This window comes from Xenorhabdus indica (assembly GCF_014467235.1).
Taxonomy (GTDB): domain Bacteria; phylum Pseudomonadota; class Gammaproteobacteria; order Enterobacterales; family Enterobacteriaceae; genus Xenorhabdus; species Xenorhabdus indica.
In genome coordinates, this window is the sequence record NZ_NKHP01000006.1 from 135,731 (window position 1) to 152,792 (window position 17,062).

General features: G+C 42.3%; 15 protein-coding genes. 13 read left to right on the top strand and 2 right to left on the bottom strand.

From position 1 onward, the window contains the following. The first annotated feature begins 253 nt into the window (after window positions 1–253). Entirely contained in the window at window positions 254–1,546 is a 1,293-nt protein-coding gene (locus Xind_RS06955) for an MFS transporter (RefSeq protein WP_047679103.1), read from the top strand. A 92-nt stretch (window positions 1,547–1,638) separates the two neighbouring features. On the opposite strand, the gene satP is transcribed toward Xind_RS06955, so the two are convergent. Continuing rightward, complete coding sequence (satP, locus tag Xind_RS06960; protein ID WP_047679102.1) at window positions 1,639–2,211, bottom strand: acetate uptake transporter; 573 nt, start codon at window positions 2,209–2,211, stop codon at window positions 1,639–1,641. Between the two features lie 347 nt (window positions 2,212–2,558). Here satP and dnaK point away from each other — a divergent pair, with 347 nt between their 5' ends. From dnaK to nhaR, 9 genes are all read left to right on the top strand, one after another. Beyond that, window positions 2,559–4,469 carry a molecular chaperone DnaK gene (gene dnaK / locus Xind_RS06965; protein WP_047679101.1) on the top strand — a complete coding sequence of 637 codons (1,911 nt, stop codon included), beginning with the start codon at window positions 2,559–2,561 and terminating at the stop codon, window positions 4,467–4,469. Between the two features lie 104 nt (window positions 4,470–4,573). After that, window positions 4,574–5,707: a molecular chaperone DnaJ gene (dnaJ, locus tag Xind_RS06970; protein ID WP_047679100.1), complete on the top strand. Its 1,134-nt coding sequence runs from the start codon at window positions 4,574–4,576 to the stop codon at window positions 5,705–5,707. Between the two features lie 258 nt (window positions 5,708–5,965). After that, entirely contained in the window at window positions 5,966–6,784 is an 819-nt protein-coding gene (locus Xind_RS06975) for a hypothetical protein (protein ID WP_187649728.1), read from the top strand. Window positions 6,785–7,381: 597 nt separating this feature from the next. Next, complete coding sequence (locus Xind_RS20110) at window positions 7,382–7,678, top strand: NAD(P)-binding protein (protein ID WP_197056352.1); 297 nt, start codon at window positions 7,382–7,384, stop codon at window positions 7,676–7,678. A 63-nt stretch (window positions 7,679–7,741) separates the two neighbouring features. Further along, a complete protein-coding gene (locus Xind_RS20115; RefSeq protein WP_246432476.1) occupies window positions 7,742–8,413 on the top strand; it encodes an NAD(P)-binding domain-containing protein in 672 nt (223 codons plus the stop codon). Window positions 8,414–8,419: 6 nt separating this feature from the next. After that, on the top strand, window positions 8,420–8,944 hold the full coding sequence (locus tag Xind_RS20120; RefSeq protein WP_222941749.1) for a hypothetical protein: 525 nt from the start codon (window positions 8,420–8,422) through the stop codon (window positions 8,942–8,944). A 2-nt stretch (window positions 8,945–8,946) separates the two neighbouring features. Next, complete coding sequence (locus tag Xind_RS20125; protein ID WP_222941750.1) at window positions 8,947–9,207, top strand: hypothetical protein; 261 nt, start codon at window positions 8,947–8,949, stop codon at window positions 9,205–9,207. Between the two features lie 440 nt (window positions 9,208–9,647). Then, entirely contained in the window at window positions 9,648–10,841 is a 1,194-nt protein-coding gene (gene nhaA, locus Xind_RS06985) for a Na+/H+ antiporter NhaA (RefSeq protein ID WP_187649729.1), read from the top strand. Window positions 10,842–11,041: 200 nt separating this feature from the next. Then, window positions 11,042–11,962 carry a transcriptional activator NhaR gene (nhaR, locus tag Xind_RS06990; protein WP_047679096.1) on the top strand — a complete coding sequence of 307 codons (921 nt, stop codon included), beginning with the start codon at window positions 11,042–11,044 and terminating at the stop codon, window positions 11,960–11,962. 116 nt (window positions 11,963–12,078) lie between these two features. On the opposite strand, the gene rpsT is transcribed toward nhaR, so the two are convergent. Then, window positions 12,079–12,339: a 30S ribosomal protein S20 gene (gene rpsT / locus Xind_RS06995; protein WP_038269713.1), complete on the bottom strand. Its 261-nt coding sequence runs from the start codon at window positions 12,337–12,339 to the stop codon at window positions 12,079–12,081. Window positions 12,340–12,687: 348 nt separating this feature from the next. Here rpsT and ribF point away from each other — a divergent pair, with 348 nt between their 5' ends. From ribF to lspA, 3 genes are read left to right on the top strand one after another with little or no spacing between them, the layout of a single operon-like run. Continuing rightward, window positions 12,688–13,632 carry a bifunctional riboflavin kinase/FAD synthetase gene (ribF, locus tag Xind_RS07000; protein WP_047679095.1) on the top strand — a complete coding sequence of 315 codons (945 nt, stop codon included), beginning with the start codon at window positions 12,688–12,690 and terminating at the stop codon, window positions 13,630–13,632. A 47-nt stretch (window positions 13,633–13,679) separates the two neighbouring features. After that, window positions 13,680–16,502 carry an isoleucine--tRNA ligase gene (ileS, locus tag Xind_RS07005; protein WP_187649730.1) on the top strand — a complete coding sequence of 941 codons (2,823 nt, stop codon included), beginning with the start codon at window positions 13,680–13,682 and terminating at the stop codon, window positions 16,500–16,502. Beyond that, window positions 16,502–17,041, top strand: coding sequence for a signal peptidase II (gene lspA, locus Xind_RS07010; protein WP_047679093.1), 540 nt, complete (start codon window positions 16,502–16,504; stop codon window positions 17,039–17,041). The genes ileS and lspA overlap by 1 nt, the downstream gene beginning before the upstream one ends. The last annotated feature ends 21 nt before the right edge of the window (window positions 17,042–17,062 follow it).

Below are 17,062 nucleotides of genomic sequence, written 5' to 3' on the forward strand. Positions count from 1 at the left end.
GGCAACTTGAAAAATAAAAGGGATAAATTATCACAACAAATGAAGAACACTTAAATTAATCTATCGGTTATCAGAAACTTTTTATTACCAAAATCCATTGACTGACAAAAAAATCCCATTACGAAAATTACAGAATAAATGTCTTTTAATACTGAATAAATTTTGCTTTTTCATTTAATAAGGTCTGATAGAGTCATAAGTCTTACTTTATGATTTATGAAAATCCTATTTTATAACTATAAATCGGTACATTATGTCAGAACATCAAAGTCGTTCATTAAACAAACAAGATTATAAAACTCTGTTTTTAGCTTCCTTAGGTGGAGCTTTAGAGTTTTACGATTTCATTATCTTTGTCTTTTTTGCCGTCGTGCTTGGTGAGCTTTTTTTCCCTGCCGACATTCCTGAATGGCTCCGGCAACTGCAAACCTTTGGCATTTTTGCTGCCGGATATCTGGCCCGGCCCTTAGGTGGGATCATCATGGCACATTTCGGCGATCTAATTGGACGCAAGAAAATGTTCTCCCTCAGCATCTTGCTGATGGCTTTACCGACGCTAAGTATCGGATTGCTGCCAACTTACGACACAATCGGTATTACTGCCCCATTATTATTATTACTGATGCGAATTATGCAGGGAGCAGCAATTGGAGGTGAAGTCCCCGGAGCATGGGTATTTGTAGCGGAACATGTTCCCCACAACTATATCGGTTTTGCCTGTGGAATGCTCACCGCAGGACTGACTCTCGGCATTTTGCTTGGTTCTTTGATAGCAACAGCAATAACTTCAGCTTATACCAGCCAAGAAGTTTTGGACTGGGCATGGCGTATCCCTTTCTTCCTTGGTGGAATTTTTGGGCTGTTCGCTATGTACCTGCGCCGTTGGTTACATGAAACGCCAATATTTAAGGAAATGCAGGCACGTAAGACATTAGCGGAAGAACTGCCCCTAAAGTCCGTGATCCTGAATCATAAACGTGCAATCACTGTTTCCATGTTGCTGACATGGCTTCTTTCGGCGGGCATTGTGGTTGTTATCTTGATGACACCCAGCTATATGCAAACCGTTTTCCATCTGGAACCATCAATGACGCTGAAAGCCAATAGCCTGGCAATTATTGTACTTTTTATTGGCTGTATATTAGCCGGGCATTTATGCGATAAATGGGGTGCCAGTAAGGTGTTACTGGCTGGTAGCCTGCTGTTGGCTGCCGCCACATGGTTTTTCTACCACAATATCAGTGATGATCCCATCAGACTCTTCAGTGCATATGCTCTCGCAGGTTTCTCTGTTGGTGTTGTAGGGGCAGTGCCTTTCGTTATGGTTCAGAGCTATCCACCTGAAATTCGGTTCAGTGGCATTTCATTTTCATATAACTTGGCCTACGCCATTTTTGGCGGATTAACTCCGATTGTGATCACTCTGTTAATGAAATATACCTCATTAGCCCCAGCGTACTATATGCTGACGTTGTCAGTCGTGGGGGTATTCTTGGCTCTTTATTTAAATAAAAGAACAGTATTAGATAGCAAGACAAGGCACTAAGCCAATCATTAAGACAAAAAATATAAGATAAAAAAACAGGATAAGTACGGTAGCTCATCCTGTTTTTTATTAATCAGTAAATGAAACTGAAATTAAGCGTGTTTTCTTTCACCAATTGGCAAAATAGTACGACCATACTGTTCATTCAGAACTTCGGCCATAGCCAGATAGAAAGCACTGGCGCCACAAATGACACCTTCATAACCGGCAAAAGTCAGCATGCTGGCATTGCCGGTAATGTTGCCAATCGCCAGCAATGCAAACAGCAGGGTCAGGCTACCAAAAATAAACTGCAAAGTGCGGTTAGCTTTGAATGTTCCAAAGAACATAAACAGGGTGAAAATACCCCACAAAGCGAGATAAACACCAAGGAACTCACGGCTAGTCGCTTCTGCCAACCCCATTGTTGGCAGGAACTGTAGGCCAATCAAACTGAGCCAGAACATACCATAAGAAGTAAACGCGGTTGCACCAAATGTATTCCCTTTTTTGTACTCAATGATGCCAGCCAATACCTGAGCCAAACCACCATAAAAAATTCCCATGCTTAAAATGGCTGATGCCAAAGGGAAAAAACCTGCGTTATGCAAGTTCAACAAAATTGTTGTCATGCCAAAACCCATCAACCCCAATGGGCCTGGATTAGCCAACTGATTAGAACTCATAATTCCCCTAAAAAATAGATAAAACAAAATACTAAAAATTTTCTCATGACATATTTCTACGCCAGAAAATCATAAAAGGCGGCGGATCATAATGTGATGGCATCAACTACACAATGGCCCCAGAAAAATTTTTTTATTAAATCTCAATTTTTTTTCAATCAGCCCCTTGATGATGAGATGAATGACCCCATCTAAGTCTCAACTACAGTTACTACTGACGTTTCAGTAACAACTGAAAACATAAAATGAGGAATTTCTGGCTGATCGTGCCATTGAAAAGAAAACATTTGTCCTCATATAGCTTAGTAACTTGACCGAATATATGAATTCTTTGTGGAGGCGTTTAGATGGGTAAAATCATTGGTATCGACTTGGGAACTACCAACTCTTGTGTAGCAATTATGGACGGCGCAACAACTCGTGTGCTTGAAAACAGCGAAGGTGATCGAACCACTCCTTCAATCATCGCATATACTCAGGATGGTGAAACTCTGGTTGGTCAACCAGCTAAACGTCAGGCTGTTACTAACCCGCAAAATACGTTGTTTGCTATCAAGCGCCTGATTGGTCGTCGTTTTCAGGACGAAGAAGTTCAGCGTGACGTTGCTATCATGCCATACAAAATCACCAACGCAGACAACGGTGATGCGTGGCTGGAAGTAAAAGGCCAGAAAATGGCACCTCCTCAGGTTTCTGCTGAGGTTCTGAAGAAAATGAAGAAAACCGCAGAAGACTATCTGGGTGAGCCAGTCACAGAAGCAGTTATCACTGTTCCTGCTTACTTCAACGATGCACAACGTCAGGCAACTAAAGATGCTGGCCGTATCGCAGGTTTGGAAGTTAAACGTATCATTAACGAACCAACTGCTGCTGCTCTGGCTTATGGTCTGGATAAAGAAGTTGGTAACCGTACTATCGCAGTTTATGACTTGGGTGGCGGTACTTTCGATATCTCTATCATCGAAATCGACGAAGTTGATGGCGAAAAAACTTATGAAGTACTGGCAACTAACGGTGACACTCACTTGGGTGGTGAAGACTTCGACAGCCGCCTGATCAACTATCTGGTTGATGAGTTCAAGAAAGAACAAGGTATCGATCTGCGTAACGACCCGCTGGCTATGCAGCGCCTGAAAGAAGCCGCAGAAAAGGCGAAAATCGAGCTCTCTTCCGCTCAGCAGACTGACGTGAACCTGCCATACATCACCGCAGATGCAACGGGTCCTAAGCACATGAACGTTAAAGTGACTCGTGCGAAACTGGAATCTCTGGTTGAAGATCTGGTGAAACGCTCTATCGAGCCACTGAAAGTCGCACTGAATGACGCTGGCTTGTCTGTATCTGACGTTCACGATGTCATTCTGGTTGGTGGACAGACCCGTATGCCAATGGTTCAGAAAGCTGTTGCAGACTTCTTCGGCAAAGAACCACGTAAAGACGTTAACCCAGACGAAGCGGTTGCAATGGGAGCAGCAGTTCAGGGCGGCGTACTGGCAGGTGACGTGAAAGACGTTCTTCTGCTGGACGTAACTCCACTGTCTCTGGGTATCGAAACTATGGGTGGTGTGATGACTTCGCTGATTTCGAAGAACACGACTATCCCAACCAAGCACAGCCAAGTGTTCTCTACTGCGGAAGACAATCAGTCTGCGGTAACTATCCACGTGCTGCAAGGTGAGCGTAAGCGTGCCAGCGACAACAAATCCCTGGGTCAATTCAACCTGGATGGCATTCAACCAGCACCTCGTGGTATGCCTCAGATCGAAGTTACTTTCGACATTGATGCTGATGGTATCCTGCATGTTTCTGCGAAAGACAAAAACTCCGGACGTGAACAAAACATCACCATCAAGGCTTCTTCTGGCTTGAACGAGGACGAAATCCAGCAGATGGTACGCGATGCAGAAGCAAACGCAGAAGCTGACCGTAAGTTCGAAGAACTGGTTCAGATCCGTAACCAGGCTGATCAGCTGATCCACGGTACCCGCAAGCAAGTTGAAGAAGCTGGCGATAAACTGCCAGCAGATGACAAGACTGCAATCGAAAAAGCTGTTTCTGAGCTGGAAACAGCGGTGAAAGGCGAAGACAAGGCTGAAATTGAAGCTAAGATCCAAGCTCTGGTTGAAGCGTCTAAGAAACTTCTGGAAATCGCACAACAGCAAGCTCAGGCAAGTGCGGCTGATGCAGACGCAGGTAACGCAAAAAAAGATGATGACGCTGTAGACGCTGAATTCGAAGAAGTTAAGGATAAAAAATAATAGCCCTTAGCGGGCAAAGTAACAGGACGCCTGTTACTTGTTAACTAGCACGGGCGTTGAGGTAACTCTACGCCCGTTTGTGCGTGTTAGGGGTAAACAATACAATGGCAAAAAAAGATTATTACGAAGTTTTGGGTATATCCAAAACAGCAGATGAAAAAGAAATAAAAAAAGCCTATAAGCGGCTGGCAATGAAATATCACCCTGACCGTAATCAGGGGGATAAAGACGCTGAGAGTAAATTCAAAGAAATTAAAGAAGCGTATGAGATCCTGACCGACTCACAGAAACGCGCCGCTTATGACCAGTATGGTCATGCTGCCTTTGAACACGGCGGCATGGGTGGTGGTGCTGGTGGTTTCGGTGGAGCTGACTTTAGCGATATCTTTGGTGACGTTTTCGGAGATATTTTCGGTGGCGGCCGCCGTCAACAGCGTCCAAGCCGTGGTTCTGATTTACGTTACAGTATGGAATTAACGCTGGAAGAAGCTGTCCGTGGTGTGACCAAAGAAATCCGCATCCCAACGCTGGAATCCTGTGAAAGCTGTCATGGCAGTGGTGCAAAAGCAGGCACCAGCCCAGAAACCTGCTCTACCTGTCATGGTGCTGGTCAGGTGCATATGCGCCAGGGCTTCTTTACTGTTCAGCAACCTTGTCCTCAGTGTCATGGTCGTGGAAAAATCATCAAAGAGCCTTGCAGCAAATGTCACGGTCACGGTCGTGTTGAGAAATACAAAACATTGTCCGTTAAAATCCCGGCAGGAGTTGATACCGGTGACCGCGTTCGCCTGAGTGGTGAAGGTGAAGCAGGTGAACACGGTGCACCAGCAGGAGATTTGTACGTTCAGGTTCAGGTCAAAAAGCACCATATCTTCGAACGTGATGGCAGCAACCTTTATTGTGAAGTTCCAATCAACTTCGCAACTGCGGCATTGGGTGGCGAAATTGAAGTTCCGACCCTTGATGGCCGCGTCAGCCTGAAAATCCCTGTGGAAACTCAGACTGGCAAACTGTTCCGCATGAAAGGCAAAGGTGTTAAATCTGTCCGTGGCGGAATTCAGGGGGATTTGTTGTGCCGTGTTGTCGTAGAAACACCGGTTAAACTGAACGAAGAACAGAAAGAGCTGATGCGTAAACTGGGCGAATCTTTTGGCGGAAAAGGTGGAGAAACCAATAGCCCGCGTTCCAAAAGCTTCCTTGATGGCGTAAAAAAATTTTTTGATGATTTGACAAAGTAATTTATTACTTTGCAAAATATCTAATAATAAATCCCCCTGCTCATCCTTCTAATTTATTGATGTTCAGGGGGATATTTTTATTTATTAATTTTTTGTCTTTTAGCTAATTAAATTATTTTATTTCTCAATTATTATTAAACATGCTGTTATTCTATTAATATTGCACTTTATTTAAAAAGAGCAGAAAGTATTATTTTAAAATATCCATACACAAATGATAAGGTTTAAAAACAATACAGAAACAATGAGGATATTAAAATGATTTCGCATATATTAAAACAAGCAATTACACATTCCCACAATATTTTCTGTGGTAAGACCACAAATATCTCTTATTTTAATGTTGAACTTCAATCAGGAGATCGGCCAAAAAGATATTATAGAGAAAATTGCTTTGCCAGAGAGAAAAAACTCATAGAATTAAAAAGTAAATTACACCATTTGGATACCGCAGATAAAAAATATGAATGTATAATAAAAGAAAAAGAACGTGATAATTCATTGGTTGGAAATTGTAATGAACTATCTAATACTGTATTTATATCTTTAGCAAGAAAAAGAGGGGATGATATATATAATTTATATAAAGATTCTTTTACTGAAAACACATCAGGAAAAATACAATCTATTTACATTGAGATTCTTTATCCATCGCCTTTATCAAGGTATGATCACTGTTTTGTCATGCTTTATTATCCCCCCCATACCTATAACATAAGATCTCAATATAAAGAAATAAATCCACTGTATAAAGTGTACAATAAGCTCCCAGATGGGGCCTGGATATGCGATCCATGGGCAAATATAGTTTGTTTATCTGAAAATTATGATGCTAATTGGCAAAGAAAAATGCTTGATTGGGCAATTGATGGCAAGTATTTGTCTTTAGGACAAGCACCTACTCCCTCAATATATAAATCAAGATCTCCGTTACAGGGAGATCCGGGTAATCCTCTATATGAAAATACATTTTACATGATGAGTAATAGTCCAAAATCAGTATTAAATCAGGCTATTATAAGACCTGATGGTACGGTTGTAATCAGTAATTCAAAATTTGAATATGCCAACCAATGAAGCCAACTGAAACGAATTGGAGTCTCCAGGTTCCTATTTATTACTTGGAGATCCATTATCCAACCATAAACAGCAAACAACCACAAAATATAAGCCAAAGTATAACAGATACTAAAATCATCAACGCATAACTCACTTCTGGCATGTTGATAAATACAGTAATTATGGAACATGAGTGAAAATAATCAGATGGTAATTTTTAAACTTGAATGAATAACATGATCATCATATTAATAAATAGTAAATCACTACATTTTATTAATATGACCCCATTGCTGATAATGATATATAGTCATTTTGAATTTTCCTGTCTTTAATTTAAAGTTAGGTTTCCCACATTCAGAAATCGCATTCGAATATACCTGTTTAATAGAAAACATTTAGTAAGAAGAGAAATGATTACTTTCATACATTATTCTAAATAAAATAACTCAAATGAATAATAATATATTTAACGATATAACTTCCTAATTTATTAAAAATTAATTTTTCCATAACCCCCTTTAATCTCAAAAAACAAATAATTATCTGAGATTTATAATTTTTAGATATAAATACAACAATACCACCTAAAAATTATTAATGGAGATAAATATAATGCGAGATCATTACCCTAATGTCATTATTGGCGGAGGGCCCGCAGGACTCAATATGGCTCTTGAGTTTAGTAAGCGCGGTATTGAATATCTCTTACTTGAGGCAAACGAAACGGTTGGTGGTCAATGGGGCCGATTACCTGTATGTGGAGAATTATGTGGAGAATTGATCTCCCTCAACAAAAAATATGTCCCCGGTGATAATCATACTTACCGGATGCGTTATGACTGGCATACTCTTAGCACTATTGATGCTGGAGATGTAGCAAATGACCCGAAACTTCGTTTTACAGAATGAACATCAGCTCATTGGCCATCAGCGAAACTCTATAAGGAATATCTGAAATATGTCGCTGATAAAATGGAGCTTTCAGACTGTATCCGTACCAATATGCGTGTTAAGTGCATAATGAAAGAAAATGAGCACTTTATTATCGAAGTTTCTGATTCCCTGCGTATCTCAGCAGACAGAATATTTTGTGCCACTGGTGTATCAAAACCAATTGTGCCTGATATTAAAGGACTCAATGCCGAAACTTGTACTTTTTATGAAGACTTTGACCCAAATACTGCTGCTGAGCGCTATAAAAACAAAATTGTTGTCGTTCTTGGACGTGGTAACTCTGCGTTTGAAATCGCACATCATCTTATCGATATCACAGCCGAAACCCGTGTTGTCACCAGATCATTACCGCAGTTTGCCCGGCAGACACACAACGTACATGATGTACGTGCTCAGGTCTCAGATGTCTTCGATTTAATGCAATTGAAATCGAACAACAATATTGTCAGCGACCGAATTGTCGAAATTAACCGAATTACCAGTGGTAAGCACAAAAGACGGTTATTAATTAGTTATGAAACGCCTTGTCCCCATTGGCAACCACCGAGATGGATGAAACGAAAAGGGATTATTGATGATGTCATTGTATGCTGCGGATTCAACTATACCTTATCCGATATTTTCGATCAGAAGACTGTTCGGCCAGAAGTGGATAAAAAAGATAAATTCTGCCTGCTTACATCAAGTTAGGAGTCAGTGAACGTACCAGGGCTCTATTTCATTGGTGCACCTATGCAAGTCAATGATCCTGATGCTGCTTCCGGATTTGTACATGGTTTCCGAGGAAATATTCAGGCACTTGGTCATATCATTGCTGAAAAATACCACGGCATGGCTATCAAACCGATATTTAAATGCAAGATATCACTGACTCATCCCTCAGATGGATTGACTGCGCTCACTGAATTTCTGGTCGAATTTGTCAGTACGACGATGTCCCTATTTGAGCTTTTCGGCTACTTAGGCGTACCATTACTTTTGAAACGAATGACGATAAAGACAGCGTATATGCACGTGTATGGCCACCATTTCCACGAGAATATAACTACGAACGTTGGCAAGATAAAAAAAATCGTATTGAAGTGGTATTTGAGTATGGATTCCATCGGTATGGTAATGGCGATCTTCCGACACATTATTTTACGTTACCAGCCAATCATTTCGATCCTTCGCAAAGTGCCTATATTCATCCCGTATTTCATGTTTTCCGCGAAGGGGTAGAAGTGGATGCTTTCCATATGCAAGAAAGTCTGATTAGCCGTTGGGATATTGATGACTATGTGGATGAAGAAACTAACGTCGACCAATACAAAAATGTGGCTTTTAACGCCTGTGCCTGCGTTCTGGGCCTTGAAGAACGAAGAAGCATATTACCGGTACTTGATGAATTTGTAGAGAAATGTTATCCGCTGATGAGTGAAAAGGAGGTTGCCGAAGCATTCCGTATGCAACCAACTCTGGCATTGCTTGCTAAGAGGTCATGATTGCATTATACCGGATATGTTTAACAAGAAGCTGTAGAAGCCTTACGTTAATAGACTTGTATCTAGGCAGACTAAAATATTGTAAAAAAATCAATATAGTTACTCTCTTTTTTGATCTTTTGATGCAGTCTGCCAAAATGAAACCATTAAAGACACTTCTATAAACTCTTCAAGTCAATCAGCACTGATTTCAATCTATTCATTTTAAAAAAAATTACTTTCAAATTGAAACTATTCGTATATTTCGATAAATATAACACAAATAATCGATTTTTTCCGAAGTCATGATTAGCATAGTATTCATAACTACATTTACTTATGGCTACATTATTTATAACCATATTATTTATAACAACAACATTTACTACTATAGCTTTTATAAACATCGTGTTTACAAACATAGTATCTACAACCTAATTCATCTTATAGGTTACTAATCTATGACTGCAATTATTCGCCAATTTTTGAAATTAGAGGCAGCAGGCGGGATCATCCTCATTATTGCTGCCATTATTGCACTGGTAATGGCGAATACGCCATTTCAGAGTATTTATCATCAATTTCTTAACCTACCGATTGCAGTTCAATTTGCTGCTCTGGAAATCAATAAACCATTCCTGCTATGGATAAATGATGGATTAATGGCCATCTTTTTCCTGATTGTTGGTCTGGAAGTTAAGCGGGAATTGATGGAAGGCGCTTTAGCTAGCCGTAATAAAGCCATTTTTCCAGCCATTGCCGCCGTCGGTGGTATGCTTGCCCCTGCTTTGGTTTATTTACTCTTTAATGGCAATAATGAAATCACTCGTCAGGGTTGGGCTATTCCTGCTGCCACCGATATTGCATTTGCACTTGGCGTTATGGCTCTGCTAGGAAAACGTATTCCTACAGCATTAAAAGTGTTTTTGCTCGCTTTGGCGATTATTGATGACTTGGGCGTCATCATCATTATTGCCTTATTCTATACTAAAAGTGTTTCTATAGTTGCACTGGGATTAGCCGCAGCTATGATAGGGCTTCTGGCCTGGATGAACTGTCGGGGAATCGCTAAAACATCAGCTTATCTGGTTGTCGGCGTAATTTTGTGGGTATGCATCCTCAAATCCGGCGTCCATGCCACACTGGCAGGCGTTATTGTCGGGTTCTTGATCCCTCTGCGTTGTAAAAAAGGCCATTCTCCTTCCGAAGCACTTGAGCATAGCTTACATCCGTGGGTGGCTTATTTAATTCTGCCACTCTTTGCTTTTGCCAATGCCGGAGTGTCATTGCAAGGCGTTACGCTGAACGATCTGACAGGGCTGTTACCTATGGGGATAGCACTTGGCCTGTTTATTGGCAAGCCACTGGGCATTTTCTTGTTTAGCTGGCTCTCAGTAAAAGTGGGGGTTGCCAAATTACCGACAGGAGTTAGTTTGACACAAATTTTTGCCGTATCTGTACTTTGTGGAATTGGTTTTACTATGTCTATCTTTATTTCCGGCCTGGCATTTGAAGGTCTGAGTGATACATTCAGTACCTATTCGCGTCTGGGGATATTAATTGGTTCAACTACGGCAGCCATCATTGGTTATGGGTTACTGAATGTGCTCTTACCAAAGAAAATGGGTCAAAGAAAAAAACATAGCCAAATGTAGTCGAATGAACTAATTTAGGCGCACAATCAGAAATAATTCCAAATTAATTCATCCTTTTAATATTCACGGCATAACATCTCATCTGCTGTGCCGTGAATATTCATATTAGAGAAAGACAGGAGAGCACCATAATCTGGCGGCCTGAAATATAAGGTCATGGCTGTTATGCAGATGTAAGGTGATACACAAAGGATAAATATATGCGGGTTTCACATTTAAACTTTAACCACCTTTATTATTTTTGGCACGTGTGTAAAGAGGGTTCTGTTGTTGGGGCTGCTGAAGCGCTATACCTGACACCACAGACTATTACTGGCCAGATTAAGGCTCTGGAAGAACGCCTTGGTGGAAAGCTGTTTAAGCGTCAGGGAAGAGGATTAGTTCCGTCAGAACTGGGACAACTTATTTTTCGCTATGCTGATAAAATGTTTATGCTCAGTCAGGAAATGCTGGATATTGTCACTTACAGCAGAGAGTCAAACCTGTTGTTTGACGTGGGTGTTGCGGATGCCTTGTCTAAACGTTTAGTCAGCAAAGTATTAGAAACCGCAGTTGTGGAACAGGAAAAAATCCACCTGCGTTGTTTTGAATCAACCCATGAAATGCTGCTTGAGCAACTCAGCCAGCATAAACTGGATATGATCCTGTCAGATTGCCCGGTCGACTCCACCCAGCAGGAAGGTTTGTTTTCCGTCAAGTTGGGAGAATGCAGCATTAGTTTTTACTGCCGTACGCCAATTCCCGAAAAACCATTCCCTGAATGCCTGGAAGAACGCCGTTTATTGATCCCCGGTCGCCGTTCAATGTTAGGCAGGAAACTGCTAACATGGATACGTAATAAAAATCTGCAAGTTGAAGTATTAGGCGAATTCGACGATGCCGCACTGATGAAAGCATTTGGCATGTACCATAATGCTATTTTTATTGCTCCTTCGTTCTATGCCAATGATACTTTTGCTGACAGTGATATTATTGAAATAGGCAGACTGGATTCAGTGCAGGAAGAGTATTACGTCATCTTTGCGGAAAGAATGATTCAGCATCCGGCAGTTCAACGTGTGTGTAATAAAGACTTTTCCGGCCTATTCAACGTCCCGTTAAAAAACAGACCGGAAAAATAACGTTGAATCTGCATCAACAGATATACCCTATGAATTTCAAGATGCAATTTTAAAAACGATGGATATACAAAAAAACCGGCAAAAGCCGGTTTTTTCAGCATAATTAAAGCAAAGAGTTACATTGCTTTAATTTGCGCCGCCAGAGCAGATTTATGACGTGCTGCTTTATTTTTGTGGATCAAACCTTTGCAGGCGTGACGATCAACAATTGGTTGCATGTCATTGAATGCTTTCTGTGCAGCTTCTTTATCGCCAGTAGCGATAGCCGCGTATACTTTCTTGATAAAAGTACGCACCATAGAACGACGGCTTGCGTTATGCTGACGGCGTTTCTCAGACTGTACGGCGCGTTTCTTAGCTGATTTGATATTAGCCAAGGTCCAACTCCCAAATATATTCTATTGAGGACAATTCAAAGGCCGAGGAATATGCCTGTTCAACCTTCTTTTGTCAATGGATTTGTGCAAATAAGCGTCGTTGTACGGCGACGCTGGTTACGTTGTGATGGGGCAGGATTTTATCAGCTTACTGGGAGGGAATACAGTCTTTCACAATAAAAAACTCAATGAATCACCGATAAATGCGATAAATTAAATATTTTTCGGGCATCCAACCTGTTTTTATTGTATGAATCAGGTTATTAATTAAAACCCTTTGTGATCGTGGGTTAACCTTGTGCGTTGTACAAGGTATAATCCGGCAATTTTCACGGTATTGAGCCAGCTATGGAGCTAATTCGCGGTATACACAATATCCGGGCGCGTCACCATGGTTGCGTGCTGACGATTGGTAATTTTGATGGTGTCCATCGTGGGCATCAGGCTTTATTGAAACATTTGAAGCAAGAAGGGCTGCGGCTCGGATTACCGACAATGGTTATGATTTTCGAACCACAACCACTGGAAGTCTTTCTCGCAGATAAAGCGCCTGCTCGCCTGACACGGCTACGAGATAAAATAAAATATTTATCTCAGTATGGCGTTGATTATTTGTTGTGTGTGAAATTTGACAGACACTTTGCAGCCAATTCACCGGAAGCCTTTGTTTCTCGGTTGCTCGTTGAAAAACTGGGTGTTAAGTTTCTGGCTGTAGGTGATGATTTCCGTTTCGGTAAAAACCGCTTCGGTGATTTTCACTATTTACAACAAGCAGGTAAACAATACGGTTTTGATGTTGCCAGTACAGACAGCTTTTGTGACAGTGGATTGCGGATCAGCAGTACCGTTATTCGTCAATCGTTGCAAGATGATGATCTAACATTGGCCGAAACATTATTAGGATATCCTTACAGCATAAGTGGCAGAGTTGTTCATGGTAACCGCCTGGGGCGCACGATTGGCTTTCCTACAGCGAACTTACCTTTAAAACGTCTGGTTGCCCCTGTAAAAGGCGTTTATGCTGTTGAAGTTTATGGATTAGGCAATAATCCTTTACTGGGTGTTGCCAACATTGGAAATCGCCCCACTGTTGCGGGTCAGGGCCAGCAACTTGAAGTGCATTTAATTGATACCCAAATGGATCTGTATGGGCGTCATATCAATGTGGTATTACGCAAAAAATTGCGTGATGAGCAGCGGTTTGCTTCGCTTGATGCGCTTAAACAGCAAATCGCAAATGATGTGGTTGCTGCGAGGGAATACTTTTTGCAGCGATCCGAGTCATATATCTGATACCCATATATAAGGGTATAGCGGAAAATTGGAACTGAGAATCGAGAATGAGTGACTATAAAGACACCCTGAATTTACCGGAAACAGGGTTCCCTATGCGCGGGGATTTAGCCAAGCGCGAACCAGATATGTTGAAACGTTGGTATAAAGAAGGTTTGTATCAGGCTATCAGAAAAGCAAAATCAGGTAAAAAGACCTTCATTTTGCACGATGGCCCTCCATATGCAAATGGCGATATTCATATTGGTCACTCAGTCAATAAAATTCTCAAAGACATTGTTGTTAAATCCAAAGGATTATCAGGCTACGATTCGCCTTATATTCCTGGTTGGGACTGCCACGGTTTGCCAATTGAGCTCAAGGTTGAGCAAATTATCGGTAAGCCGGGTGAAAAATTTTCCGCCGCTGAGTTCCGTGCTGAGTGTCGCAAATATGCAATGAGCCAAGTCGAAACACAAAAGGCGGGTTTCAAACGTCTGGGTGTTCTGGGTGACTGGGATAAACCTTACCTGACGATGGACTTCAAAACAGAAGCAGACATCATTCGTGCACTGGGTCGTATTATCGACAACGGTCATTTGTTGAAAGGTGTTAAACCTGTTCACTGGTGTACTGATTGTGGCTCTTCTCTTGCCGAAGCGGAAGTTGAGTATTACGACAAAACCTCCCCTTCTATTGACGTCTGTTTCACCGCCGTTGATGCAGATGCAGTGTATGCCAAATTTGCCAAATCGGGGATGGAGTTACAGAATCTGCCGGTTTCTCTGGTGATCTGGACAACCACACCGTGGACATTACCAGCAAACCGAGCGATCTCATTAGGCTCAGAAATCACTTACCAATTGGTCAAAGTTAACAATGAATGCCTGATTCTGGCTGCGGAATTGGTTGAATCTGTTATGCAGCGCGCAGGCATCACTGTATGGGAAGTCATCGGTGACTGCAAAGGCGCAGATCTGGAACTGATGCGTTTCAACCATCCATTCATGGGCTTTGACACTCCTGCTATTCTGGGCGATCACGTGACTCTTGATGCGGGTACTGGTGCAGTACATACTGCGGGCGGTCATGGCCCGGACGACTACTCTATCAGCCTGAAATATGGCCTTGAAATCGCAAACCCGGTTGGGCCAAATGGCTGCTACATCTCTGGCACTTATCCTTCTCTGGATGGCCTGTTTGTTTTCAAAGCGAACGATGTCATCGTTGAGTTACTGAAAGAAAAAGGCGCGTTACTGAGTCTGTCAAAAATTCAGCACAGCTATCCTTGCTGCTGGCGTCACAAAAAGCCAATCATCTTCCGTGCAACACCACAATGGTTTATCAGCATGGATCAGAACGGCCTGCGTGAACAATCACTGAAAGAGATCAAAGGGGTTGAGTGGATCCCAGGTTGGGGACAAGCGCGCATTGAATCCATGGTAGAAAACCGTCCGGACTGGTGTATCTCCCGTCAGCGCACATGGGGCGTACCGATGTCTCTGTTCTTGCATAAAGAGACACAAGAACTGCACCCTCGCACGCCAGAACTCATTGAAGAAGTTGCCAAACGTGTTGAAATAGATGGCATTCAGGCATGGTGGGATCTTGACGCATCAGAACTTCTGGGTAATGAAGCAACAGATTACATCAAAACACAGGATACACTGGATGTCTGGTTTGATTCAGGAAGCACCCACGCCTCTGTTGTCGATGTTCGCACAGAATTCAATGGTCATTCTGCAAACATTTATCTGGAAGGCTCTGACCAGCACCGTGGCTGGTTTATGTCCTCACTCATGCTGTCAACCGCGATCAAAGGTAAAGCACCTTACCGTCAGGTTCTGACTCACGGTTTCACCGTTGATGAACAAGGACGTAAAATGTCCAAATCCATCGGTAACACCGTTAGCCCGCAAGATGTGATGAATAAACTGGGGGCAGATATCCTGCGCTTATGGGTAGCGTCAACAGATTACTCCGGCGAAATTGCAGTTTCTGATGAAATCCTGAAACGCTCAGCGGATGCTTACCGCCGCATCCGTAATACAGCTCGGTTCCTGCTGGCAAACCTGAACGGTTTCGATCCTGACCAGCACATGGTAAAAGCGGAAGACATGGTAACACTGGATCGCTGGGCGGTAGGTCGTGCGCAGGCAGCACAGGCTGATATCCTCAAACACTACGATGAATACGACTTCCACTCCGTTGTTCAACGCTTGATGCAGTTCTGCTCCGTAGAGATGGGATCATTCTATCTGGACATCATCAAAGATCGTCAATACACCGCAAAACGCGACAGTGTTGCCCGCCGTAGCTGCCAGAGCGCTTTATTCCATATTGCAGAAGCACTGGTTCGCTGGATAGCACCAATCCTTTCCTTCACTGCGGATGAAGTGTGGAATGAATTGCCTGGCAAACGCGCACAGTTCGTCTTGACCGAAGAGTGGTATGATGGTCTATTCGGTCTGGCAGGCAGTGAAAATATGAACGATACTTTCTGGGCTGAATTACTGCAAGTTCGCAGTGAAGTGAACAAAGTACTGGAACAGGCTCGTGCCGATAAATACATCCGCAGTTCACTGGAAGCGGCTGTCACACTTTATGCTGATGATGTACTGGCAGAAAAACTCAACAAACTGTCTGATGAGTTGCGTTTTGTATTACTGACTTCACAAACCGAAGTTGCCGCCTATTCATCTGCGTGTGATGATGCACAACAGAGCGAACTTAAAGGGCTGAAAATTGCCTTCCGTAAAGCAGACGGTGAAAAATGCCCACGTTGCTGGCACTACGCTAAAGACCTGGGATTGGTAGCGGAACATGCAGAACTCTGTGGCCGCTGTGTGACTAACGTTGCCGGTAACGGTGAAGAGCGTAAATTTGCCTGATGAAGAAACCCATTTGTTCCACTGGCCTCCGCTGGCTTTGGTTAGTTGTTGTGGTATTGATTTTGGATCTGGGCAGTAAACAGTTAGTATTACAAAACTTCAGACTGTACGAATCCATACCATTAATACCGTACTTCAATCTGACTTATGCCCAAAATCTTGGGGCTGCGTTTAGTTTTCTGGCTGACAAAGGTGGCTGGCAGCGTTGGTTTTTTGCCTTGATTGCGGTTGTCATCTCTATCACGCTGCTGGTAATGATGTATCGTTCCAGTGCTAAACAGAAACTGAACAACATTGCTTATGCTTTAGTGATTGGTGGAGCACTGGGAAATCTGTTTGATCGACTGGTACATGGTTTTGTTGTCGATTTCATCGATTTTTATATCGGAGCATGGCACTGGCCTACCTTTAATATTGCAGACACTGCCATTTGCATCGGGGCAGCACTCATTATCATTGAGAGCTTTATCAGTTCGGATGATAAGAAAACTGTACCAAAACAAACAGAATCTAAACAACAATCATCAAGAAAACAATAAGAAACCAGCCCCGGTTAATAT